This is a genomic window from Vibrio maritimus (genome assembly GCF_021441885.1).
Lineage (GTDB): Bacteria > Pseudomonadota > Gammaproteobacteria > Enterobacterales > Vibrionaceae > Vibrio > Vibrio maritimus_B.
Genome location: NZ_CP090438.1, coordinates 2870282 through 2895382 on the forward strand (window position 1 = coordinate 2870282; position 25101 = coordinate 2895382).

Consider the following 25101-nt stretch of genomic DNA (forward strand, 5'->3'; position numbering starts at 1 on the left):
TTGGCTTATTCTTATTTCTTCGGACGACCTTTCATCATACTCATCAAGCGCTTACGCTTTCGCTCTTGAGAAAGTGTCATCTTGCTCGTTTTACCCTCGAACGGGTTATCGCTGCTCTGGAAGTTGATACGGATTGGTGTACCCATAATTTCCAATGAACGACGATAGTAGTTCATTAGGTAACGCTTGTATGAATCTGGCAGCTCGTTCACCAGGTTACCGTGAACAACAACGATTGGTGGGTTATAACCACCTGCGTGCGCATACTTGAGCTTCACGCGGCGACCACGAACCATCGGTGGCTGGTGATCTTCTGTTGCCATCTTCATGATACGAGTCAGTACTGAGGTACCCACACGTGTCGTCGCTGACTTATACGCTTCTTGAACAGACTCGAACAAGTGACCCACACCAGTACCGTGTAGCGCCGAGATAAAGTGAATACGAGCAAAGTCTACAAAGCCTAGACGACGGTCTAACTCTTTCTTAACCTGCTCTTTCACGTCTGTATCCAAACCATCCCACTTATTCACAGCAAGTACAATTGAGCGGCCTGCGTTAAGGGCAAAACCAAGAAGGCTGAGGTCTTGGTCTGAGATATTCTCGCGAGCATCAATTACAACCAATACCACGTTGGCATCTTCAATGGCTTTAAGCGTTTGAACCACCGAAAACTTTTCTACCGTCTCGTTGATACGCTTACGACGACGTACACCCGCAGTATCAATCAGAACATATTCACGACCATCACGCTCCATTGGGATGTAGATAGAATCACGTGTCGTACCTGGCATGTCATACACCACCACGCGCTCCTCGCCGAGGATCCGGTTAGTTAGAGTCGATTTACCAACGTTTGGACGACCGATGATAGCCAGTTTAATTGGCTGATCTTGAAGACGCTTGTACTCTTCTTCTGCTTCTTCTTCGGTGTAGTCGAGTTTCTCTTCTTCCGCGTCCTCAAACATGGTCAAGTCTTCGATTTCACCTTCAGCTTCTGATAGGTGTTCAAAGAAAGGATCCAAGGCGCGGTCTAGAAGAGCAGTAACACCACGACCGTGAGCCGCAGCGATGTGATACATGTTTTCAACACCTAGCTGCCAAAACTCAGCGCTTGCAGCATCGGCATCAATGCCATCTACCTTGTTGACCACAAGGAAAGCTGGCTTTTCAATTTTACGTAGGTGGTTAGCGATCGCTTCATCCGCAACCGTCAAACCCGCACGACCATCCACAAGGAATAGCACTACGTCAGCTTCTTCAATCGCAGCTAACGATTGTTCCGCCATTTTGGTTTCTACACCTTCTTCAGTGCCATCAATACCGCCGGTATCGATAACAATGAACTCATTCTCACCCAGTTGAGCTTGACCATATTTACGGTCACGCGTTAGTCCCGGAAAGTCCGCGACCAAAGCATCACGCGTACGCGTCAGTCTATTAAACAGTGTCGACTTACCCACATTCGGGCGTCCAACTAGGGCAACAACAGGTAACATATTAACCTCTACAATTATTTCTTATTGTAGTTATAGGTAAAAATGCTCTCGTTTTCCTATAACCACAACGTATTCTATCTATCCGAGCTCGAAAAGATCCTTTTGCTTCGCAGCAATAAAACGGCTCCTAACTGAAAATCAGCCAGGAGCCGTTTGTGAATTATATCACGCTTTCTAGTTAATGGTGAGTTTCTTTATTTCACCATCACGAGTAACGATCACATAGCCACCAGGGACTAAAGTCGGTCCAACCGACATACCGCTGTCATTCATGAGTTGCTGTGCCACAAACTCACCGGTTGCACGGTCAATCCAGTGAAGATAACCAAGGCTATCCCCTACTACAACGTATCCGTCAACAATAACAGGCGCCGTAAGTTGGCGGTTTTCTAGTAGATTGTTTTCCCAAAGCTCAGTACCACTTCGAGCATCGACAGCAATTACATGATCCGTTTCTGAAATCAGGAACAAGCTACGATTGTCTGTCGCCATATCCGTCGCTGATGAGTAATTACGCTTCCAGATTGGGTTACCCGAGCGAAGGTCGATGGAAATCAGCTGACCGTTAAAGCCCACTGTGTAAAGCGTACCACCTAGAATAATTGGCGAGGCATCAACATCCACCAAACGGTCGATCTCTGTTGCACCCTTAGGCGTGCCCACTGGTTGTTGCCAGATCAACTGACCACGCTCGACAATCGCTGCCGCTAGACGACCATTCGCCGTACCCCAGAAAACACCACCGGAAACCGTCGCAGGCGCACTATCACCACGCAAGGTTAGGTTTGGTACATCAGTACTGATCGCCCAACGCTCTTCACCACTGGTTTGCTCAAGCGCAGCAAGCACACCTTGACTGGTATGAACCATAATCAGGCTAGCGTCAGCAACCGGCTTCGCCAGTACCTCACCATTTACCTCTGCGCGCCAAAGCTCTTCACCTGTTTCTACGTCAAGAGCAATCACTTCACCGTTTTCACTGCCGATATACAGCTTTTGATAAGCGGCTGCAATACCACCAGATAGGCGAGCCGTTACTTCACCTTTGATTTCGGTTTGCCAGATGGTTTTACCATTTTCTGGATCCATGGCTTTCACAACGCCATCGCGGCTCGCAACAAAGAGTTTGTCGTAAGCGTAGACTGGTGAAAGCTTAGAAAAATACTGACCTACGCCATTACCTATGCTTGAAGACCACTCTGTACTTGGAGTGAACTCACTTTGCACAACGGGTAGTGGCGCCATCACTATGGTGTCTTCTTCACTCGAACACCCTGCAAGTACACCTAATACCGAGATAGAAAGTAATACCTTTTTAACGAGTCTATTCATCGGCTATAGCCCTTACTTGGCAAGATCATCCAGCTTGATTTGTAGCGCTTGGCTCGCATCTTGTGCTTGCTGAGCTTGTGTATAAGCCGTGTAGGCAGCATCACGATCGCCTTCACGGATAGCAATATCGCCACGAAGCTCTGCGACACGACCAGCCCATGCTGCATCCGTAATTTTATCGAGTTCCGCACGTGCGCCATCGTTATTACCCGATTCTGCCATTAGGCGTGCAACGCGATAAGTCACTAGCGGTGCAATCGCTGGATCTTTGGTGTTGCTCTGTGCCCACTGAAGCTGCGTTAGTGCATCTTCAAGGTTACCTGCTTCTACCTGCGCTTTAGCTAATTGCATTGCAGCTAGAACCGCATATTCACTCTCTTTGCTCGAATCGATGAAGGCTTGAACATCAGCACTCGCGTCAACACCGCTTACTGCCATCGACTCAACAGCTTTGCTGTATTGCTCTGATGCAGCTTCTTGAGCCTGGACCACGGAATCTTGATAATAACGCCAGCCAAATAAACCACCTAGACCAACAACAACGCCAAGAACCACGGCTTTCCCGTTTTCCTTCCACCAGTCTTTGATCGCTTCAACTTGTTGTTCTTCAGAATCGTAGAGTTCCACTTCCTGTCCTCTTAAAAGAAATCATTACCTAAATTAATAGGCAGCCCAACTTTGCTGCCTATCAACTTGGATTTAAACTTAAATAATATTTGCTAATTTAGCGGCTAACTCAGTTTGAGCAATAGTTTCTTGCTCTCCGCCCTGCAAATCTTTGACCACGACCGTATTCTCAGCAACTTCGTTCTCACCAAGCACAAGAGCATATACCGCCCCTACTTTGTCTGCGCGCTTGAATTGTTTCTTGAAGTTACCGCCACCAAAGTGGTTCATCACACGAATACCAGGGATCGCTTCACGCAGGTTCTCAGCAAGCTTCATACCTGCCATCATGGTGCCTTCGCCCGCTGTCACGACATAAGCGTCTACGCTGCGACGAACGTCTGTTAGCTCTAATGTTTCCATCATGAGTACAAGACGTTCTAGGCCCATAGCAAAACCCACCGCTGGTGTTGGTTTACCACCAAGCTGCTCAACAAGACCATCGTAACGACCGCCGCCACATACAGTGCCTTGAGCACCTAGGCTTTCAGTGATCCATTCAAAAACAGTGCGGTTGTAGTAATCAAGACCACGAACCAAACGTTGGTTAACCGTATATTCGATACCCGCAGCATCAAGAAGTTCACAAAGACCTGCAAAATGCGCTTTTGATTCTTCGTCTAGATAATCAGATAGCTCTGGCGCATCCACCAAGATCGCTTGTACGTCTGGGTTTTTACTGTCCAAGACACGTAGCGGGTTAGTATGCATACGACGCTTGCTATCTTCATCCAGCACATCAACGTGTTGCTCTAGGTGAGCAATCAGGGCTGTGCGGTAGTTAGCGCGCGCTTCTAGTGAACCAATAGAGTTCAGTTCTAGACGAACGTGCTTGTCGATACCCAGCTCACGCCATAGACGTGCTGTCATCATGATAAGTTCAGCGTCAACGTCAGGGCCGTTTAGACCGAATACTTCCACGCCACATTGGTGGAACTGACGGTAGCGACCTTTTTGCGGACGCTCGTGACGGAACATTGGACCCATGTACCACAGGCGCTGCTCTTGGTTGTAAAGCAGACCATTTTCAATACCAGCACGTACACAGCCGGCCGTGCCCTCAGGGCGCAGTGTTAGGCTATCGCCGTTGCGGTCTTCAAAGGTGTACATTTCTTTTTCAACTACGTCGGTCACTTCACCGATAGCGCGGCTGAATAGATGTGTCATCTCAACGATTGGCATACGTACTTCGTTGTAGCCATATGCGCTGACCACATGCTTCACTGTATTCTCAACTTTTTGCCAAAGTGGAGATTGTGTTGGGAGGCAGTCGTTCATGCCTCGGATTGCTTGAATAGTTTTTGCCACAGTTTAATACCGTATTGTCGTTGAGATTACTTGTCTTCTACTTCATTTACTTCGATGCGATTTGCTGTATCTAGCATCGATGCTTTCGCTCGAATTTTTGCTTCAAGCTGATTAACGAGATCATCGTTATCAAAGCGCTCTTTCTGACGTTTGCCGTCTTCATAGAAAGCGCTCTTCTTATTGCTGCCCGCTAGACCTAGATGAGACACTTCCGCCTCGCCTGGGCCGTTGACCACACAACCAATGATAGACACATCCATTGGTGTAATGACATCTTCTAAACGCTCTTCAAGTGCGTTTACTGTGCCGATCACATCGAATTCTTGACGAGAGCAGCTTGGGCAAGCGATAAAGTTGATACCACGAGAACGAATGCGCAACGATTTCAAAATATCGAAACCCACTTTGATCTCTTCAACTGGATTGGCAGCCAAAGATATACGCAGCGTATCGCCGATACCTTCTGCTAAAAGCATACCTAGGCCAACCGATGATTTAACAGAGCCAGCTCGAGCGCCGCCCGCCTCAGTAATACCAAGGTGAAGAGGTTGGTCGATTTTCTTCGCAAGTAGACGGTAGGAGTCAACAGCCAGGAATACATCGGATGCCTTCACGCTGACTTTAAACTGATCAAAGTTCAAACGATCTAGAATATCCACATGGCGCATTGCCGATTCAACTAACGCCTCTGGCGTTGGTTCGCCGTATTTCATCTGGATATCTTTTTCCAGAGAGCCGCCATTTACACCAATTCGAATTGGGATATTTTTATCACGTGCACAATCGACGACCGAACGGATACGAGCTTCGTTACCTATGTTGCCTGGGTTGATGCGCAAACAGTCTACGCCGTACTCCGCAACTTTTAGTGCAATACGGTAATCGAAATGAATATCCGCTACGAGAGGAATCGAAACCTGTTTCTTGATCTCACGGAATGCTTCAGCCGCATCCATGGTAGGAACCGAAACGCGAACAATGTCTGCGCCTACGTTTTCCAAAGCTTTGATTTGAGCAACGGTCGCGGCGACATCGGTCGTACGCGTGTTGGTCATTGACTGAACGGCGATAGGTGCGCCATCGCCGATAGGTACATCGCCCACATAAATACGCGTAGAGGGACGACGTTTAATTGGTGATTCGTGATGCATAGTGTTTTCTAAGGTAAGGTGAATCGAGCTACTTTGCCTGAAGTATACCCAGAAAGGTCGACAGGTTCACTCGCAAATGTCATAGAAACCTTCTCTGGTGCACCTAAAATGATTTTAAACGGTGCTTTTCCGTTAAGATCTACGCTATCGCCCGCTTTCTTAATGCCTGTTGATACCGTTTTACCGTCTGCATCTTTTACTTGGATCCAGCAATCACCAGAAAACGACAGAGTCAGGTTTGTCAGTCCTGCTGGAACCTCTGGAGCCACAGGTGCTTCTTCAACTACTGCTGGCTCAGACTCTTCGACGACGACCGCAGCTTCGGCTTCTGCTGGAGCGGCATCCTCGACGACGTCCTGCGCTTCAACTTCTGGCTGTGCCGGTGTTTCAACAATGGCTGATACATCAAGCGTTTTGACTTCTGGCTCAGGCACTAGCTCAGTTTCCAATGCGGCTACTTTCTCACTTGCCGTTTCTTCAACAGCGAATGCAGGGTCATTGGATGAGGTGTCTGCGATTTCAGAAAGCGTATCTTTCTGCTGGTTTTGCAGCCACCACACAGATGAGATACCAATGATGACAATAAAGATGCCCCATGTGAGCTTCATGATACGACTATCATGTTTCTCTTTATTGGTCTTTTTGGAAAAGCTTTGCATTGGCTGTTCGTGGTGTTGAGCGGCGCTGTGGTTCTCAATGGTTCCCAACACCTCTTGCTCATCAATTCCGACAGCCTTCGCGTAGGATCGCAAATAGCCACGCGTAAAGGTGGCGACCTGCTCTCCGTCAAAATCGTTTGACTCAATTTTTTGAATGATCGCAACACGTAAGCGCAATCTATCCGCAATCTGCTTTTGCGTCAGCCCTAAGGCTTCACGCTTTTGTTTTAAAATGGTTCCCGCAAGCTCAACGTCTTGTGCTTGATGTACTTGTTCTGTGGCGTTATTTTGCTCAGTACTCATTGATATTGTACTTCTTATTGGTTGTTACTTTGACCTAACACGCTTAGTTCGTTTTTTTATCGGTGGTCATGGTCATTAGTTTGGTAAATCGCTCGCACTAGCTGTTTGATACAGCATAGTCCCAAATTGCCAACTACGGCACTTATAATCTATGTAAAGCGCTCGATTTTATTATGATTTCATACCAACTTATCGGATTAAGCCGGTTTCATCTCGATTGGAACTGCCCATCATAGTCGATTCTCCGCACGAGTTAAAACGCCCCAAGGGAAATCCGCGTAAATAGTGACAATTTTGATTAAAAATTAACACTACTCATATCATTTTGGCGGCATTTCGTAGTATTTGATTAACGATAACTATATTTGTTCCGTTATTCTTCAATTATTTATCGAGGAAATGTGGGAAAGATCAGAGTTTTGATGCACGAATACATTCATTCAACGCCAAACTCGGAAGTACCCGCTGATTTTCACTACAAAATGTGCAAAAACGACAAAGCCAAGTCGAAACTTGGCCTTGTATTCATCAAGATACGAATTATACCGCTTTGACTGGAATCGCCTGCTGACCCTTTTGAGCCGCAATCTGCTGAGTACGTTTGGTTCTATCAATAACGTCACCAACCAACTGTCCACACGCTGCATCGATATCATCACCGCGAGTCTTACGAACTGTCACGGTATAGTCGTACTTCATTAGCGTTTTCATGAAGCGGTCAATACGCGAGTTGCTCGGTTTTTTGTACGGAGAACCTGGATACGGGTTAAACGGGATCAGGTTAATCTTCGCTGGTGTATCTTTAAGAAGCTCTGCCAGTTCACGAGCGTGGTCCATATCGTCGTTAACATGGTCTAGCAATACATATTCAACCGTTACCTTACCACGGTTCGCGTTAGAAGATGCGATGTAACGACGAACAGATGCTAGGAAGTCTTGGATATCCCAGCGATCGTTAATTGGCATGATTTCGCTACGAAGCTTATCGTTTGGCGCGTGTAGAGAAATCGCTAGCGCAACGTCAATTTGGCCTGTCATCTGGTCAAGGCCAGAAACCACACCCGACGTTGATACCGTTACGCGACGCTTAGACAAACCAAAGCCCAAATCATCAAGCATCAGCTCAAGGGCTGGCATCAGGTTTTTCATATTAAGCAGTGGCTCACCCATGCCCATCATTACGACGTTAGTAATTGGGCGGCGACCAGTTTCTTTCTCAAGACCGATCTCACGAGCTGCGCGCCACACCTGACCAATGATTTCAGACACTTTAAGGTTACGGTTAAAGCCTTGTTGTGCGGTTGAGCAGAACTTACATTCCAGTGCACACCCCACCTGCGAAGAAACACACAGCGTCGCGCGATCATCATCAGGAATATAAACCGTTTCTACGTCTTGATCACCAACACGCATTGCCCATTTGATGGTGCCATCAGAAGAGTGCTGAGCTTCAGAGACGGTTGGCGCTTTGATTTCTGCCAAACGAATCAGCTTTTCACGCAGCTTCTTGTTGATGTTGGTCATCTTCTCGAAGTCGTCGACACCAAAGTGATAGATCCACTTCATTATCTGATCAGCACGGAAGGCTTTTTCGCCCAGTTCCTCTTGGAAAAACTGACGCATACCCTTGCGATCAAAATCGAGTAGATTGACTTTTTGTGTGGTCATGGTGCCTCTTCGATGACGGTAATTGGTGTTAAGGGCGCGAATTGTACAGGCTTTAGCCCCCTACAACAAGCGTTACAAAACCCTAAAATATTAAGGTATTCATTTCTAAGTGAACATTTTTTGTACAACAAAAGTGACGAGTAATAAAAAAGGAGGCTACGCCTCCTTTTTACTCATAACTGCACTCAATTAACGAGGACAAATTTCTGACTGTGGAAAGAAAAACTCAATCTCACGTGCTGCTGACTCAGGGCTATCTGAACCGTGTACAGAGTTGTGGCGCATGCTTAGCGCATAATCCGCGCGGATAGTGCCACACGCTGCTTCTTCTGGGTTAGTTTTGCCCATTAGCTCGCGGTAACGACAAATCGCATCTTCACCTTCAAGTACTTGAACCATAATTGGGCCAGACGTCATGAATGCACGAAGATCATCGAAAAACGGTTTACCTTCATGCTCAGCGTAAAAGCCTTTTGCTTGCTCATCGGTAAGATGAACCATCTTAGCTGCGATGATAGACAAACCTGCTTTTTCGATACGGTGATAGATTTCACCAATCAAATTACGCTTAACTGCATCCGGTTTAACGATAGAGAATGTTCTTTCTAGGGCCATTAGTGTTCCTTTTCTTTCGTGTTGTTCTTTTATTAGTAATAATTCTCTTGAATTACTTGTCAGCCTGCTCCGTTAGCAAACGAGCGAGTGTGCGCACACCCATACCCGTCGCGCCTGCAGACCATTTGTCGGTTCCTGACTTACGGTAAGTACCCGCACAGTCGAAGTGCAACCAACCTTTCTTATAGTCTTCCACAAAGTAAGACAAGAATGCCGCCGCTGTACTTGCGCCCGGAGAGTAGTCACCACTGCTGATGTTCGACAAATCAGCGAAGTTCGATGGCAACATGCCGCGATGGAAGTCCGCCAATGGCAGAGGCCATAGACCTTCTTTCTCTTGATTTGCATTAGTCAGTGCTTGATGCGTTAGCTCATCATCAAATGACATGATGGCGTGGTAATCGTTGCCAAGCGCGTTTTTAGCTGCGCCAGTAAGCGTCGCGCAGTCGATGATAAGCTCTGGATTTTGCTCACTTGCGTAGATAAGACCGTCAGCAAGAACCAAACGACCTTCCGCGTCAGTATTCATGATCTCAACCGTCTTACCATTTTTATAGGTAATCACATCACCTAGCTTAAGCGCGCGACCGGATACCATGTTTTCAGCACAGCAAAGGATAAGTTTTACGCGCTTGTTTAGGCCACGCATGATAGCAAGACCTAGACCACCTGTAATGGTGCCCGCGCCGCCCATATCTGCTTTCATCGCTGTCATAAAGTTCGACGGCTTTAGGCTGTAACCGCCGGAATCAAAGGTAATACCCTTACCCACTAAACAAGCAAATACCGGCGCGTTTTCATCTCCCGTTGGGTTGTAGTCCAGTTGCAGCATCGCAGAGGTGCGCTCAGAGCCACGACCCACAGCGAAAATGCCTTCCCAACCTTCGGTAAGTAGATCTTTGTCTTTAACGATGCGGTAAGTCACGTGCTCTGGAGCCGTTGACTTAATGAATTCTGCCGCCATAGTAGCAAGCTGGCGCGGCGCAACTTCTTCAGCACTTTTATTGATGATGTCACGCGTCCAATCAGACGCTTTGATGCGCGCGTCTAACTCTTTCTTGTCTTGCTCGTTTAGCTCAGCTAGCTCGACTTGAGTGCTTTTCTTAGAATTACGGTAACCTTGATAAAACGCCCAAGAAGACTCTAAATCCCAACCCTCGCCTGCAAGTGTGGCGTTTGAAATGCCTTGTGAATCTAACTTGCGGGCCGCGCGTTGAATCGCTCCAAGATCGTGACCTTCACCGATGTGGATCGTCGCACCTTGCTCTGAGAAAGAAATGATAGCCTTTTCGCCCCATTGTGGCGCTGCCGCTTCTTGGCTAATAAATACCGACATTGTGCTAGACATGGTCTCTCCTTGTCTTAAATCTAATTATTGCAGCTCGTCTGTTGCAGTTCGGCTGCTGTGTCGCATTCTATATATCAAATGATGTTATCACTATGTAGAGACAATACCAATGACTGCACCATGGGAATTAATAACAATGTAACATGGTGCGACAAAAAAACGGGCCAAAGGCCCGTTTTTGTATAACTAACTAGTAAGTCTGTTTAATCGTACTCATCCATCCAGCATAAAATCACAGCTTCGAGGATTTTTTCATTTGAGCGATTTGGATCATCGTCAAAATCTTCCAAGTCTGTAATCCATTTATGCAAGTCTGTGAAACGAACCGTTTTCGGGTCAGTTTCTGGAAATTGATCGCACAGCTCGATAGCGATATCACGAGAATCAGTCCATTTTAAGCTCATGAATCCTCCAGTTAATTAGTGATCTTCAGATGCGTGGTTGAGTGTGTATTTTGGAATTTCTACCACAAGATCTTCATCTGCAACAACCGCTTGGCAACCTAGACGCGACTCAGGCTCTAGACCCCATGCTTTATCCAACATATCGTCTTCAAGCTCTTCACTCTCTTCTAGTGAATCAAAGCCTTCACGGATGATGACGTGACAAGTGGTACATGCACACGACTTTTCACAAGCGTGCTCAATTCCAATACCGTTCTTTAGCGCTACGTCTAATACAGTTTCGCCTTCATTAGCCTCTAATACTGCGCCTTCTGGGCAGAGATCTTCATGGGGCAGAACAACAATTTTTGGCATGACTACTTAGTCCTCGATCTAAATGTTATCAACTGATTGACCCGCCAATGCTTCACGGATGGATTTGTCCATTCGACGTGATGCAAACTCTTGGCTCGCCTTATCAGTGTCTTTAATACCTTGTTCAATAGCATCGGCATCATCGCCATTGCGAAGTTCAATCAGAGCTTCAATCGCTTTAACCAATGCCTGTTTTTCTTCTTCGTTTAGAAGTGCATCGCCGTCCGCTTGCATCGCGGCGATCAGACCTTCGATAACACGGTCGGCCTCTACGCGTTGCTCGGCCAGAGCACGCGCTAGCATGTCATCTTTGGCGTATGTCATCGAGTCTTTGAGCATGTTGGTGACTTCGTCATCGCTAAGACCATAAGATGGTTTCACCTGGATTTCTGACTGAACACCCGTGCTCTTTTCCATCGCGGTAACAGACAGTAGACCGTCAGCATCGACTTGATACGTCACACGGATATGAGCTGCACCCGCCGCCATTGGAGGAATGCCTTTTAGTGAGAAACGAGCCAATGAACGGCAGTCGTCCACCATCTCACGCTCACCTTGCACTACGTGCACGGACATCGCCGTTTGGCCGTCTTTGAACGTAGTGAATTCTTGAGCGCGTGCCACTGGAATCGTGGTGTTGCGTGGAACGATCTTCTCGACCAAACCGCCCATAGTTTCAATACCCAATGACAGTGGAAGAACATCCAACAGCAGCATCTCAGAATCAGGTTTGTTACCTGCAAGAATATCCGCTTGAATCGCTGCACCAATCGCTACTACTTCATCTGGGTTGATACTTGTCAGTGGTGTTTTACCGAAGAAGTCACCAACCATTTCACGAACCAATGGTGTGCGAGTCGAACCGCCAACCATGACAACTTCTAGGACGTCTTCTGCATCGACTTCCGCATCTTTCAATGCACGGCGACATGAAAGCAGTGTCTTCTTCACAAGTGGGCGAATTAGGTCTTCAAACTGAGCTTTCGTCAGTTCACCCTGCCAGCCAAGAACGTTAACAGTCGCAACGTCATTTTGGCTCAGATCGATTTTCGCTTGCGTTGCTGCATCGAGCAGTTCACGTTGCTCATGAGCGTTAAGCTCTGACTTGCCTGCTTGCTGCTGCAAGTAGTCGGCAACGAGGTGGTCAAAGTCATCGCCACCCAGTGCGGAATCACCGCCAGTTGCCAGCACTTCAAATACACCGCGAGATAAACGCAGGATAGAGATATCGAAGGTACCACCACCTAAATCGTAAACCGCAATTACGCCTTCTTGACCACTGTCTAGACCATAAGCAATGGCTGCTGCAGTCGGCTCATTAAGAAGACGCAGTACATGCATACCTGCTAGGTTTGCTGCATCTTTGGTGCCTTGACGCTGGGCATCATCGAAATACGCCGGAACCGTAATCACCACGCCAGCTAATTCGCCACCAAGTGACTCTTCTGCACGCTTACCAAGCGTTTTAAGAATGTCAGAAGAAACTTGAATCGGGTTCTTTGCGCCGCCTGCGGTTTGCAGAACAGGTAAACCATTATCACTTTCTGTCAGTGAATATGGCATTGACGGATAACGACTCTGAACATCTGCCAGTGAGCGGCCGAGGAGGCGCTTCACAGAAATGATGGTGTTAACGGGGTCGAGGGCTGCGTTGTCACGAGCGTCAATACCGACAATGATACTGTCATCCGCATAGCGAACCGCTGATGGGAGAATCTTATTACCGTTGGCATCTGGCAATGTCGCGGCTTCACCACTTCTTACTGTCGCGACGAGGGAGTTAGTCGTGCCTAGGTCAATACCCGCAGCCAGTTTATGTTCGTGTGGCGCGGAGCTTTGGCCCGGCTCTGCGATTTGAAGTAATGCCATTCAAATATCCTTGGGAGCTTCCATTAACCAAGCAGCTTATCTTCTAGCTGTTCTATTTCACTTTGCAACTTGGCGATAAATTTTAGTTTTCTAACGCTATCAGCAGCGACTGGCCATTCGGCTTGCGAAAGCTGATCTTCTAATTCTGATAGCTGTACCTTGAACATTTTGCTGACCTTAGCTTCAAAGTCAAAAAGTTCTGATTCAGGGTCACTTGAAGACGCGAGATCTTCCAATTCTTCTCGAAGTTCCATCTGCTCCATTAGGAACAGTGGATCTTGCAATGTTTGCTGCTCCGCGCGAATATCGACACCGTTTTCGGCCAATAAGTATTCGGCGCGAGAGATAGGCTTTTTCAGCACTTCGTAGGCATCATTGATTTGCGCTGCCTTTTGCACTGCAAGTAAGCGGTCGCGCTCAGAGGCAGTGGCAAAGTTGTCTGGGTGAAAGCGTTTTTGCAGTTCTCGGAACTGAGAAGAAAGAAGGCTACCGTCCAACTGAAACTGAACAGGTAGCCCAAATAATTCGAAATGGTTCATAGCATTGACTCGCAATTAATGAGCTTGGCTGATATCACAGCCAAGCTCGTCAAAGGTTAAACATTAAAGCTTTCACCACAACCACACTCGCCTTTCGCATTCGGGTTGTTGAACTCAAAACCTTCGTTCAAGCCTTCTTTTACATAATCGAGCTCTGTGCCATCGAGATAAACCAAGCTCTTAGCATCGATGATCACTTTCACGCCTGAGTGCTCAAACACTGAATCGCCATCATCCAGTTCATCAACGAACTCAAGAACGTAAGCCATGCCAGAGCAACCTGTGGTCTTTACACCTAGGCGTAATCCAATACCTTTGCCGCGATTATCTAAAAATGTCTTAACTCGGCTCGCTGCTGCGTCTGTCATTGAGATGGCCATACTACAACCTTTGTTCGTTTCTCTTGATGATACTGTGTCTTAATAAAGCTAAAGGGCTTGGTTATCCAAGCAGTTTAGTCGTGCTTCTTCTTGTAGTCTGCAACCGCTGCTTTGATTGCGTCTTCAGCAAGAATTGAGCAGTGAACTTTCACTGGTGGCAACTCTAGCTCTTCTGCAATTTCAGAGTTCTTGATCGCTGCAGCTTCGTCGATAGACTTGCCTTTCACCCACTCTGTAACCAGTGAGCTTGATGCGATCGCTGAACCACAGCCGTAGGTCTTAAACTTAGCATCTTCGATGATACCTTCTGGTGTCACCTTGATCTGAAGTTTCATTACGTCACCACAAGCTGGTGCACCAACCATACCACTACCCACAGCCGGATCATTCTTATCAAATGAACCTACGTTGCGTGGGTTCTCATAGTGGTCAATTACTTTTTCACTATACGCCATAATAACTTCCTCGAATCCTCTACTTCCGTGAGATTAGTGGTGTGCCCACTCAACCGTGTCTAGGTCAATCCCTTCTTTATACATATCCCATAGAGGAGACATGTCACGTAATTTGTTTACTGCTGTTCTGATCTGCTCAATCGCAAAGTCGATGTCTTCTTCAGTGGTGAAACGACCAAATGAGAAGCGAACCGAACTGTGTGCAAGCTCATCATTTAGGCCAAGTGCACGCAGCACGTATGAAGGCTCGAGACTTGCTGATGTACATGCAGAACCTGAAGATACTGCGAGATCTTTTAGCGACATCAGTAGCGACTCACCTTCAACAAACGCAAAGCTTACGTTTAGGTTGTGTGGAACACGCTGCTCCAGGTCACCATTCACTGTCACGGCTTCAAGATCTTTAACGCCGTTCAGTAGACGGTCACGCAATGCTTTTGCGTGGTCGTAGTCTTTCTGCATGTCTTGCTTAGCAACAGCAAAGGCTTCGCCCATACCCACAATTTGGTGAGTTGGCAGTGTGCCAGAGCGGAAACCACGCTCATGACCGCCGCCGTGCATTTGCGCTTCTAGACGGATACGTGGCTTACGACGTACGTAAAGCGCACCGATACCTTTCGGGCCGTAGGCTTTGTGAGCAGACAGTGAAATCAGGTCGACTTTCATTTCTTGAACGTCGATAGGCAGTTTGCCTGCAGATTGCGCCGCATCTACGTGGAATACAATCTTCTTGTTACGGCAAAGCTCGCCAATAGCTGTAATGTCTTGAACAACACCAATTTCGTTGTTCACGTGCATGATTGACACAAGCACTGTGTCTTCACGCATTGCCGCTTCTAGTTTAGCAAGGTCAACAATACCGTTTGACTCTGGCTCAAGGTAGGTCACTTCAAAGCCTTCGCGCTCAAGCTGACGACATGGGTCAAGAACCGCTTTGTGCTCTGTCTTAACCGTGATGATGTGCTTACCTTTCTTGCTGTAGAAGTGCGCTGCACCCTTAATCGCAAGGTTGTCAGACTCAGTCGCGCCCGACGTGAACACAATTTCACGAGGGTCAGCGTTTAGCAAGTCAGCGATCTGCTCACGAGCGTTGTCTACTGCTTCTTCTGCTTGCCAGCCAAAACGGTGAGAACGTGACGCTGGGTTACCGAAGGTACCGTCCATTGTCATGTATTGAACCATTTTTTCTGCAACCCTTGGATCGACAGGGCAAGTGGCAGAGTAGTCTAGATAAATAGGCAGTTTCATTCTTTACTCCAATGTATAAGCGACACTACTACGAGCGAACATTGATTCCGATGGGTGCGGTGCTTGTACTTTTTCTTGAGAACCCATGATTTACCGCGAGATCTACGTCTTGTCGGTCTGAAATTTCTAATACTTCGTTATCTACCATCAACTCACCGAGAGTGATGTTGTTTAGGAAGTCACTGATTCGAGAGCTTAAATCTCTCCACAGTGTATGTGTGAGGCAACGTGTACCACCTTGGCAATCTCCTTTGCCAGCGCATTTTGTTGCATCAACGGACTCATCAACTGCAGCGATGACAGTACCGATGGAAATCTCATTGGCTTCTGCGCCTAAGCGGTAACCACCACCTGGACCACGAACACTCGCTACTAAACCTGCTTTACGCAGTTTAGAGAACAGTTGTTCTAAATAAGACAAAGAGATACCTTGACGTTCAGAGATGTCAGCTAGAGGTACTGGGCTTTGCTGTGAGTGCAGTGCGACATCAAGCATCGCTGTTACTGCATATCTTCCTTTTGATGTAAGTCTCATATCACACTATCCACATTGATTATGTGGCATAAATATTTTCATACCTGAGTATTTTAGTCAAGTATTTAATTGACTAAAATACTCAGGTATTTAACCCAACAAAAGAAATGGTTATTTTTTAACCCCAATTGCTTTTTCAACAGAGGTTAAAATGCCGCGCAATGTATTGATTTCCGTCGCTTCAGGACGTGCTCGACTAAACATTCTTCGCAGCTTATTCATTACAAGGCCCGGCTTATCCTTAGAAATAAACTGGGTATCAGTAATGACTTTTTCAAGGTGCTGGTAGAATAATTCAAGTTCTTTGTGACGTGGATAATCGACTTCACTTGGCTTTGAATACTGCTGAGCCTCTCGCTCTAGATGCGCGACTCTTACTTCATAGCTAAGTGTTTGCACCGCCATAGCAAGGTTGAGTGAGCTATATTCTGGGTTTGCAGGAATACACGTATGGTAATGACACAGCTGTAGCTCGTCATTGGTTAATCCGGTGCGCTCGCGCCCGAACACCAAAGCGACAGCGTGCTTTTCGCCTTCAATCGCAAACTTCTTGCCACACTCACGTGGCTCAATCATCGGCCAATCTAGAGTGCGTGAACGCGCACTTGAACCAACTACTAGACCGCAATCTTCTACCGCTTCTTCTAGAGTCGAAACGATTTTTGCACCTAATGCTATATCACTGGCACCCGCTGCCAACGCAACCGCCTGAGAATCCACCTCACATTGAGGGTCCACAAGCACCATCTGGCTTAGTCCCATCACCTTCATCGCTCGAGCTGCCGAGCCGATATTTCCAGAATGAGAAGTCCCAACCAGGACGATTTTTACGTTGTCTAGCATTGTCACGTTGCACTCATTTTACACAATCGCAGAATGGTAACATAAACTTGACTAAAGTAGTCAGGATCTTTCTATTCATAAAATTAACAGCACAAAAAATAACCACTTCCCTTTTGCCAAATCTTTGGTATACTTCGCGCCGCTTTTTGTTCTTTAACATCCGTTGGGAAAATTCGTATGCATCCAATGCTAAACATCGCTATACGCGCTGCGCGTAAAGCGGGCAACCATATTGCTAAATCACTAGAAAACACTGACAAGATTGAGTCAGTACAGAAAGGCACTAATGACTTCGTTACTAACGTAGACAAAGAAGCCGAAGCAATCATCATCAGCACTATCCAAGCTTCATACCCAGACCACAGCATCATTGCTGAAGAGGGTGGCCTAATTGAAGGTAAAGATAGCGACGTACAATGGATCATCGACCCACTGGATGGCACCACTAACTTCGTTCAAGGCATTCCTACGTTCTCTGTGTCTATTGCAGTTCGCATCAAAGGCAAAACAGAAGTAGCGTGTGTTTACGACCCAATGGTTAACGAGCTTTTCACTGCACAACGCGGTGCTGGCGCTCAGCTTAACAATGCACGTATCCGTGTAAAACAGCTTAAAGATATCAAAGGTACTGTTATCGGTACTGGCTTCCCATTCAAGCAGAAGCAACACTCAGAAAGCTACTTCAAGATCATGTCTTCAATGTTTGTTGAGTGCTCTGACTTCCGTCGTGCTGGCTCGGCAGCTCTAGACCTATGTTACGTAGCAGCGGGTCGTCTAGACGGTTACTTCGAGCTTGGCCTAAAACCATGGGACATGGCAGCAGGCGAACTGATTGCTCGTGAAGCTGGCGCTATCGTAACTGACTTCTCTGGCGGTACAGAGTACATGAAGTCTGGTAACGTTGTTGCTTCAAGCGCACGCGGCGTAAAAGCGATGCTAAAACACATCCGTGAAAACGGTAACGAAGCTATCCTTAAGTAATTCTTTACAGCTTAATATAGTTCTGTAAAAGAAAGCACAGCCCGTCACAGCTGAATTTTGAAATCCCGACCTCTGGTCGGGATTTTTTTTGCTTTTTGACAAGCTGCCTACTAATGCTAAAAGCCACAAAATTATCCGTCATCTTCACGAAAGTAAAGAGCTCCTAAAGCGCGTAGCCAACTGAAAAACAATGACTATGTTACGTAAATAATGTTCTCAGCGCGCGGTAGGAGATCCCCTTTTTCAAGGGGATGACGCTGCCTGAGGGATGACTCTGCCTAAGGGGTCACTCAGTCTTAGGACAGACTGGAATCTCCTCGATAATGACACGCAAAAGAAAAGCCACTCATTCGAGTGGCTTTATCAATATCATCAAATCCAACAATCAGCCTTATGGCATCTCATCAAACTCAGCGCCTTCTTTTTCAATCTGTGGTGGCATTAGGTGCTCTTTCTGGATACCCAGTTTCAGAGCTAGCGCAGATGCTACGTAGATAGAAGAATAAGTACCAACCGTAATACCCAGTAGCAATGCAGTCGCAAAGCCATGGATCATTGCACCACCTTGAGTGAATAGTGCGATAACTACGAACAAGGTAGTACCGGACGTAATCAAGGTACGACTTAGCGTTTGCGTGATTGAGCTGTTCATGATGTCAGCTGGCTCACCCTTACGCATCTTGCGGAAGTTCTCACGGATACGGTCAAATACAACGATGGTATCGTTGAGTGAGTAACCGACAACCGTTAGAAGTGCTGCCACGATGGTTAAATCAACCTCAATCTGCATAAGCGAGAATACGCCTAGTGTGATGATAACGTCGTGCGCGAGTGCGAGTACCGCACCTGCTGCTAAACGCCACTCAAATCGTACCGATACGTAGATCAAGATACAGATAAGAGACACTAGAATAGCAAGACCGCCTGCCTCTGTGAGCTCATCACCCACGTTAGGACCAACGAACTCAATACGACGCATTTCAACGTCTTCACCCGTGCCCACACGAATCGCATCAAGGATCTGGTTGCCAAGCGCTTCAGCTTGAACATCATCACGAGGACGCAGGCGAACCATAACGTCACGTGCCGAACCGAAGTTCTGCACTGTCGCATCACCGAAGCCTTTCGCATCTAACGCTGAGCGCACTTCTTCAAGGTTTGCAGGCTGTTCAAAGCCTACCTCGATAAGTGTACCGCCAGTGAAGTCTAGGCCCCAGTTCAGCCACTTAGTCGACAGCGTAAAAATAGCCGCGCCGATCATCACAATAGATAGAACGAACGCAACTTTTGACCAACGCATAAAGTCGATCGTTTTGTCTGCTTTCATTATCTGAAACATAACTAACCCTTAGATCGACAGTTTGTTGATACGCTTACCGCCATAAACTAGGTTCACGATACAACGTGTGCCTATGATGGCTGTAAACATAGAAGTAAGAATACCGATAGACAGTGTTACCGCGAAGCCTTTGATCGCACCTGTACCGACAGCAAATAGAATGATAGCTGTGATCAAGGTCGTGATGTTCGCATCGGCGATAGTACTGAAGGCATTAGCGTAGCCTTGGTGAATAGCTTGCTGAGGGTTACGCCCCTCTTTGAGCTCTTCACGTATCCGCTCAAATATCAGAACGTTCGCGTCCACCGCCATACCAACGGTCAGTACAATACCTGCGATACCAGGTAGCGTCATTGTCGCACCTGGAATCATCGACATCACACCAACGATAAGGACGATGTTCGCCATCAGTGCCATGTTGGCAAATAGGCCAAATCGACGGTAGTAAACCAGCGTAAATAGCATCACGGCAATCATACCTGTGATACACGCTTTGATACCCATATCGATGTTTTGCTGACCCATTGATGGACCGATAGTACGCTCTTCAACAATAGAAATCGGCGCAATCAGAGCACCGGCACGAAGCAGTAGTGCTAGGTTGTGTGCTTCAGCAGCAGAGTCGATACCTGTGATACGGAAGTTACGACCAAGTGCAGACTGAATCGTCGCTTGGTTGATTACTTCTTCATGCTTATCAAGGATAACCTTGCCTTCTGGCGTGCGTTTGCCGCTGTCTTTATATTCAGCGAAAACCGTTGCCATTAGCTTACCGATGTTCTGACGTGAGAATGCCGCCATCTTGTTACCACCCTCGCTGTCTAACGAGATGTTAACCTGTGGGCGACCATATTCATCAGCACTCGAACTCGCATCAGTGATGCTAGCACCGCCTAGAATAACGCGCTTCTTAAGAACAACTGGACGACCGTCACGATCGAGCTTGATCTCGCTACCCGCTGGTGCGCGACCACTTGCTGCCGCCGCTAAGTCAGCCGAACTGTCTACTTCGCGGAACTCTAGAGTTGCTGTTGCGCCCAAAATTTCTTTCGCGCGTGCCGTATCTTGAACACCCGGTAGCTCAACCACGATGCGACTCGCACCTTGACGTTGAACCAATGGCTCTGCCACGCCTAGTTCGTTTACACGATTACGTAGGATAGTGATGTTCTGCTCAACTGCGTAGTTACGGATTTCTTGTAGGCGAGTTTCTTTGAAACGAGCAACAAGGGCAAAACGGCCGTTCGAGTCAGAATCAGTGAAGTCCATGTCTGGGTATTTTGCTTCCAGCACAGTTTTCGCCTGTGCAAGTTGCTCAGCATCACGGAGCAGTACTTCTACGCCATCACTACCCGAAGGGCGGATAGAGCGGTAACGAATGCGCTCTTCACGAAGATCACTTCTAAAGCCTTCTTCTTGCTGACCGACAAGTTTTTCCATCGCCGCATCCATATCCACTTCCATCAAGAAGTGAACACCGCCACGAAGGTCAAGACCTAGCTTCATTGGCGCAGCGCCAATCGCTTCAAGCCAGTTAGGAGTCGCAGGGGCTAGGTTAAGTGCAACGATTGAATCTTTGCCTAACGCTTCGCTGATAATATCGCGAGCGCTGATCTGAGTATCCGTGTCTGTAAAACGAACAAGAATGGAGCCATTTTCTAGAGCAATGGACTTACGGGAGAGTTGCTCTTCATCAAGAGCTTTAGTGACAGTATCCAGCGTCGACATATCAACAGAGGCGCCACGCGCCCCTGTAATTTGAATAGCCGGATCTTCACCGTATAGATTGGGAAGTGCGTATAACGCCGCTGCCGCAATGGCGAATATCACCATCAGGTACTTCCACAAAGGGTAACGATTTAGCACAGCGAGATCCTATAGCTGTTTTATAGAGACTTCAGCGTACCTTTTGGTAGCACTGCAGTAACGAAGTCTTTCTTGATAACTACTTCATTGTTGTCGTTAAGTGCGATTGCAATGTAGTCGTTATCTTCAGCGATTTTAGTGATTTTACCGATTAGGCCGCCGTTAGTTAGGACTTCGTCGCCCTTACCCATAGAAGCCATTAGGTTTTTGTGCTCTTTTGCACGCTTAGATTGTGGGCGGTAAATCATGAAGTAAAAAATTACCGCGAACATGCCTAGCATGATTAGCATTTCGAAACCGCCACCTTGTGGTGCTGCTTCAGCTGCGTGAGCTGCAGAAATCAAACTCATCGGAGAACATCCTCTTTAATGTAAATACATATCCAAAATTGGGCTATCCCCATATCTTTTCAAGAAGCAAACGGTAACTCAATGTTTCTTATTCGCTTAAAGGCACAAAAAGTGTGACCCAGAGCTAGGATTTGTTACCTATTGCAGGGATAGCCGACTATTTAGCCAACTATTGAGCGTCGACCTTCATATCTAGTGGTGGCACTTCGCGGTTGCGACGTGCGTAAAACTCTTCCACAAACTGCTCAAAACGGTCTTCATCAATCGCTTTACGGATGCTTTCCATTAGCATTTGATAGTGACGTAGGTTGTGAATCGTGTTGAGACGAGCACCCAAGATTTCGTTACAGCGATCTAGGTGATGTAGATACGCTTTCGAGTAATTCTGACAGGTGTAGCAATCACAGTTCTCGTCTAGTGGACCTGTGTCTGTTTTGTTTGTTGCGTTACGAATCTTAATCACGCCACCTGTTACGAACAAGTGACCGTTACGAGCGTTACGCGTTGGCATCACACAGTCGAACATGTCGATACCACGGCGAACACCTTCGACCAAATCTTCTGGTTTACCTACGCCCATCAGGTAGCGAGGTTTATCTTCAGGAAGTTTAGGTGTCGTGAACTCAAGAACGCGGTGCATCTCTTCTTTAGGCTCACCTACTGCAAGACCACCAACCGCATAGCCATCAAAGCCAATGTCAGTCAAACCTTTCACCGATACTTCGCGCAGATCTTCGTACACGCTACCTTGAACGATACCAAATAGAGAGTTCTCGTTGTCTAGCTTGTCGAAGTGGTCGCGAGAGCGCTGTGCCCAACGCAGAGACATTTCCATCGACTTCTTCGCTTCTGCGTGAGTCGCTGGGTATGGCGTACATTCGTCAAAGATCATGACTACATCAGAGCCAAGATCTTTTTGGATTTCCATCGATTTTTCTGCATCCATGAAAATGCGGTCACCGTTTACTGGGTTACGGAAATGCACACCCTCTTCTGTGATCTTACGGATATCACCAAGGCTGAATACCTGGAAGCCGCCCGAATCAGTCAGGATCGGACCATGCCAGTTCATGAAGTCGTGCAGGTCGCCGTGCAACTTCATGATCTCTTGACCTGGGCGAAGCCATAGGTGGAAGGTGTTACCGAGAAGAATCTCGGCACCTGTGCCGCGTACTTCTTCAGGTGTCATACCTTTCACCGTACCGTAGGTACCTACAGGCATAAATGCCGGTGTTTGCACCGTACCGCGTTCAAACGTCAATTGACCACGGCGTGCGTGACCATCTTTTTTCTTAAGTTCGTATTGTAATTTCACGAAGCCTCCAAATTGCCAGAGACACAGTCTGACACAATCTTAAAACGCACTAACAAGCGTAGCTTGCCGCACTTGAATCCGCTCACTCTACATCAACTCGTTAAGCGAGCGGCTTTGGTGTTCCTTACCGTATTCCACTGAGTCCTTGAGTGAAATAAAAAGCTTACCAATTACTGGCGTCAGTTATGCCGTTTTCTTGGTAATGAACATCGCATCACCATAGCTAAAGAAACGGTATTTTTGCTCTACTGCATGCTTGTAGGCATTCATGACATTGTCATAGCCTGCAAACGCACTGACCAACATAATCAGCGTCGATTCTGGTAGGTGGAAGTTTGTCACGAGACAATCCACTAGCTGATATTCATAGCCAGGGAAGATGAAAATCTCAGTATCACCAAAGAAAGGCACTAACTCGGTACCATTTTTCAGTGCATCTTGCGCTGCACTCTCGAGTGAACGCACTGAGGTGGTACCCACAGCAATGATTCGACCGCCGTTTGCTTTAGTCTCTGCAATCGCATCCACCACGTCTTGAGGCACTTCGACATATTCAGCATGCATGTGGTGGTCATGGATATTTTCAACGCGAACGGGCTGGAATGTACCTGCGCCAACGTGAAGTGTCACATACGCAAAGTTAGCGCCTTTTGCTTTAATCTGCTCGAGAACACCATCATCAAAATGAAGACCCGCAGTCGGCGCGGCAACCGCACCTGGTTTCTCGTTGTAAACCGTTTGGTAGCGCTCTTTGTCTGCATCTTCGTCTGGACGATCGATATAAGGTGGCAGTGGCATGTGGCCAACGTCGTTTAGGATCTCAAGCACCGTCTTTTCAGACTGCATTTCAATCTCAAACAATGCATCGTGACGCGCCGTCATGATAGCTTGGTATTCGTCATTTTCACCCAGAAAGAGCTCGGTACCTGGTTTTGGTGATTTTGAACAACGTACGTGCGCCAGAACGCGCTTGTCATCAAGCATGCGCTCGACCAGTACTTCTAGCTTACCGCCAGAGGCTTTGCGACCGAACATACGCGCTGGGATCACGCGCGTGTTATTAAACACAAGAAGGTCACCAGGTTGAACTTGACTGACGATATCCGTGAAGTTTCCATCTACAACTTCACCCGTGTTACCGGTCAATTGAAGCAGTCGGCTTGAGCTGCGCTCTGCCTTTGGGTAACGAGCAATCAGCTCATCAGGTAATTCGAAGTGAAAATCTGAAACTTGCATAACACCAATCTTCTTTATTAAGCGACTAAAACGGCGAAAAAATTCGCAGCCGCATAGTATAAAGTGACCCCGTGGAATAGCAAGCTGAACCGATGTTTGTCGCCCTTCTGAGCCCAAATTAACCAAGGCAAATTTAACCACTTTGTCAATATGGATATTTTGTGAGTTGAACGGCAAAAACCGACGGTAATCTCAGATTTAATTGGTGAAAAAATCTATAGTTAAAATAGACAAACAGAACGAGTTGGAGGCCATATGATTAAGGTCCAAGACATGATGACTCGCAACCCTCACACCCTATTGCGGTCTCACTCATTAGCCGACGCCAAACACACGATGGAAGCGCTCGATATTCGCCATATTCCTATCGTCGATGCAGAACGTCATTTGCTGGGCATTGTTTCACAACGAGACGTGCTAGCGGCGCAAGAATCGATCTTGCAGAAAATCCCTAGCGATCAATCCTACACACTCTCCACACCTCTTAGTGAAGTCATGCGCACCAACATCATGACCGCAGAACCGCGAGCTGGCTTAAAAGAAAGCGCGTTATACATGCAAAAGCACAAAGTTGGCTGTTTGCCAGTAGTGCATAACAAACAACTAGTCGGCATCATTACCGACAGTGACTTTGTTGCTATCGCGATCAATCTTCTTGAACTTCAAGAAGACACTGAGCCCTCAGAACTTGAACAGGAGAGTGACAGCTCAGCCACCGAACTCAACTGAGCCTGCTCAACTCGATGCGTCATGTCCCAAACTAGACCTCTGTTTCGTAAGGAGCAGAGGATTATTGCGTAGTCCTCTGCTTACAAATCCACAAAAACCTTTTCTTATC

25 protein-coding genes are annotated in these 25101 nt (G+C 47.1%); 2 read left to right on the forward strand and 23 right to left on the reverse strand.

What is annotated here, in order from left to right; all coding sequences use genetic code 11:
- Positions 1–11 precede the first annotated feature (11 nt).
- The 18 genes from der to trmJ form a co-directional block, all read right to left on the reverse strand.
- Entirely contained in the window at positions 12–1499 is a 1488-nt protein-coding gene (gene der / locus LY387_RS13115) for a ribosome biogenesis GTPase Der (protein WP_234494434.1), read from the reverse strand.
- 174 nt (positions 1500–1673) lie between these two features.
- Positions 1674–2831, reverse strand: coding sequence for an outer membrane protein assembly factor BamB (gene bamB, locus LY387_RS13120; RefSeq protein ID WP_234494435.1), 1158 nt, complete (start codon positions 2829–2831; stop codon positions 1674–1676).
- 12 nt (positions 2832–2843) lie between these two features.
- Positions 2844–3458, reverse strand: coding sequence for a YfgM family protein (locus LY387_RS13125; protein ID WP_234494436.1), 615 nt, complete (start codon positions 3456–3458; stop codon positions 2844–2846).
- A gap of 78 nt (positions 3459–3536) precedes the next feature.
- Complete coding sequence (gene hisS / locus LY387_RS13130) at positions 3537–4805, reverse strand: histidine--tRNA ligase (RefSeq protein WP_234494437.1); 1269 nt, start codon at positions 4803–4805, stop codon at positions 3537–3539.
- Between the two features lie 26 nt (positions 4806–4831).
- The gene (ispG, locus tag LY387_RS13135; RefSeq protein WP_234494438.1) at positions 4832–5956 is read right to left on the reverse strand and encodes a flavodoxin-dependent (E)-4-hydroxy-3-methylbut-2-enyl-diphosphate synthase; all 1125 of its coding nucleotides are present in this window, start codon (positions 5954–5956) and stop codon (positions 4832–4834) included.
- Between the two features lie 8 nt (positions 5957–5964).
- Complete coding sequence (gene rodZ / locus LY387_RS13140) at positions 5965–6918, reverse strand: cytoskeleton protein RodZ (RefSeq protein ID WP_234494439.1); 954 nt, start codon at positions 6916–6918, stop codon at positions 5965–5967.
- 540 nt (positions 6919–7458) lie between these two features.
- A complete protein-coding gene (locus LY387_RS13145; RefSeq protein WP_234494440.1) occupies positions 7459–8586 on the reverse strand; it encodes a bifunctional tRNA (adenosine(37)-C2)-methyltransferase TrmG/ribosomal RNA large subunit methyltransferase RlmN in 1128 nt (375 codons plus the stop codon).
- A 189-nt stretch (positions 8587–8775) separates the two neighbouring features.
- Entirely contained in the window at positions 8776–9201 is a 426-nt protein-coding gene (gene ndk, locus LY387_RS13150; RefSeq protein ID WP_042476257.1) for a nucleoside-diphosphate kinase, read from the reverse strand.
- A gap of 52 nt (positions 9202–9253) precedes the next feature.
- A complete protein-coding gene (gene pepB / locus LY387_RS13155; RefSeq protein WP_234494441.1) occupies positions 9254–10549 on the reverse strand; it encodes an aminopeptidase PepB in 1296 nt (431 codons plus the stop codon).
- 203 nt (positions 10550–10752) lie between these two features.
- Positions 10753–10953, reverse strand: a complete 201-nt coding sequence (gene iscX / locus LY387_RS13160) for a Fe-S cluster assembly protein IscX (RefSeq protein ID WP_042476251.1) — start codon at positions 10951–10953, stop codon at positions 10753–10755.
- Positions 10954–10968: 15 nt separating this feature from the next.
- Positions 10969–11307, reverse strand: coding sequence for an ISC system 2Fe-2S type ferredoxin (gene fdx / locus LY387_RS13165; RefSeq protein ID WP_006072576.1), 339 nt, complete (start codon positions 11305–11307; stop codon positions 10969–10971).
- A gap of 18 nt (positions 11308–11325) precedes the next feature.
- Complete coding sequence (gene hscA, locus LY387_RS13170) at positions 11326–13176, reverse strand: Fe-S protein assembly chaperone HscA (RefSeq protein WP_234494442.1); 1851 nt, start codon at positions 13174–13176, stop codon at positions 11326–11328.
- A gap of 23 nt (positions 13177–13199) precedes the next feature.
- Complete coding sequence (hscB, locus tag LY387_RS13175; RefSeq protein WP_128647911.1) at positions 13200–13715, reverse strand: co-chaperone HscB; 516 nt, start codon at positions 13713–13715, stop codon at positions 13200–13202.
- Between the two features lie 56 nt (positions 13716–13771).
- A complete protein-coding gene (iscA, locus tag LY387_RS13180; protein WP_112460982.1) occupies positions 13772–14095 on the reverse strand; it encodes an iron-sulfur cluster assembly protein IscA in 324 nt (107 codons plus the stop codon).
- Positions 14096–14169: 74 nt separating this feature from the next.
- Positions 14170–14550 carry a Fe-S cluster assembly scaffold IscU gene (gene iscU / locus LY387_RS13185; protein ID WP_042500728.1) on the reverse strand — a complete coding sequence of 127 codons (381 nt, stop codon included), beginning with the start codon at positions 14548–14550 and terminating at the stop codon, positions 14170–14172.
- A gap of 33 nt (positions 14551–14583) precedes the next feature.
- Complete coding sequence (locus LY387_RS13190; RefSeq protein WP_234494443.1) at positions 14584–15798, reverse strand: IscS subfamily cysteine desulfurase; 1215 nt, start codon at positions 15796–15798, stop codon at positions 14584–14586.
- A gap of 28 nt (positions 15799–15826) precedes the next feature.
- A complete protein-coding gene (gene iscR, locus LY387_RS13195; RefSeq protein WP_042476234.1) occupies positions 15827–16333 on the reverse strand; it encodes a Fe-S cluster assembly transcriptional regulator IscR in 507 nt (168 codons plus the stop codon).
- Positions 16334–16444: 111 nt separating this feature from the next.
- Positions 16445–17176, reverse strand: coding sequence for a tRNA (cytosine(32)/uridine(32)-2'-O)-methyltransferase TrmJ (gene trmJ / locus LY387_RS13200; protein WP_234496116.1), 732 nt, complete (start codon positions 17174–17176; stop codon positions 16445–16447).
- A gap of 177 nt (positions 17177–17353) precedes the next feature.
- Between trmJ and suhB the strand changes: the two genes are divergently transcribed.
- Positions 17354–18157: an inositol-1-monophosphatase gene (gene suhB, locus LY387_RS13205; protein WP_042476232.1), complete on the forward strand. Its 804-nt coding sequence runs from the start codon at positions 17354–17356 to the stop codon at positions 18155–18157.
- Positions 18158–18548: 391 nt separating this feature from the next.
- On the opposite strand, the gene secF is transcribed toward suhB, so the two are convergent.
- The 5 genes from secF to queA all read right to left on the reverse strand — a co-directional run bounded on the left by secF (position 18549) and on the right by queA (position 24263).
- Positions 18549–19496, reverse strand: a complete 948-nt coding sequence (gene secF, locus LY387_RS13210) for a protein translocase subunit SecF (protein ID WP_042476228.1) — start codon at positions 19494–19496, stop codon at positions 18549–18551.
- A gap of 9 nt (positions 19497–19505) precedes the next feature.
- Positions 19506–21362 (reverse strand): protein translocase subunit SecD, encoded by a 1857-nt coding sequence (gene secD, locus LY387_RS13215; protein ID WP_267967693.1) that lies wholly within the window; start codon positions 21360–21362, stop codon positions 19506–19508.
- Between the two features lie 20 nt (positions 21363–21382).
- Complete coding sequence (yajC, locus tag LY387_RS13220; protein ID WP_042476222.1) at positions 21383–21712, reverse strand: preprotein translocase subunit YajC; 330 nt, start codon at positions 21710–21712, stop codon at positions 21383–21385.
- 169 nt (positions 21713–21881) lie between these two features.
- The gene (tgt, locus tag LY387_RS13225) at positions 21882–23027 is read right to left on the reverse strand and encodes a tRNA guanosine(34) transglycosylase Tgt (protein ID WP_128647913.1); all 1146 of its coding nucleotides are present in this window, start codon (positions 23025–23027) and stop codon (positions 21882–21884) included.
- Between the two features lie 183 nt (positions 23028–23210).
- On the reverse strand, positions 23211–24263 hold the full coding sequence (gene queA, locus LY387_RS13230; RefSeq protein ID WP_042476216.1) for a tRNA preQ1(34) S-adenosylmethionine ribosyltransferase-isomerase QueA: 1053 nt from the start codon (positions 24261–24263) through the stop codon (positions 23211–23213).
- Between the two features lie 255 nt (positions 24264–24518).
- Between queA and LY387_RS13235 the strand changes: the two genes are divergently transcribed.
- Complete coding sequence (locus LY387_RS13235) at positions 24519–24992, forward strand: CBS domain-containing protein (protein ID WP_042476212.1); 474 nt, start codon at positions 24519–24521, stop codon at positions 24990–24992.
- Positions 24993–25101 lie beyond the last annotated feature (109 nt).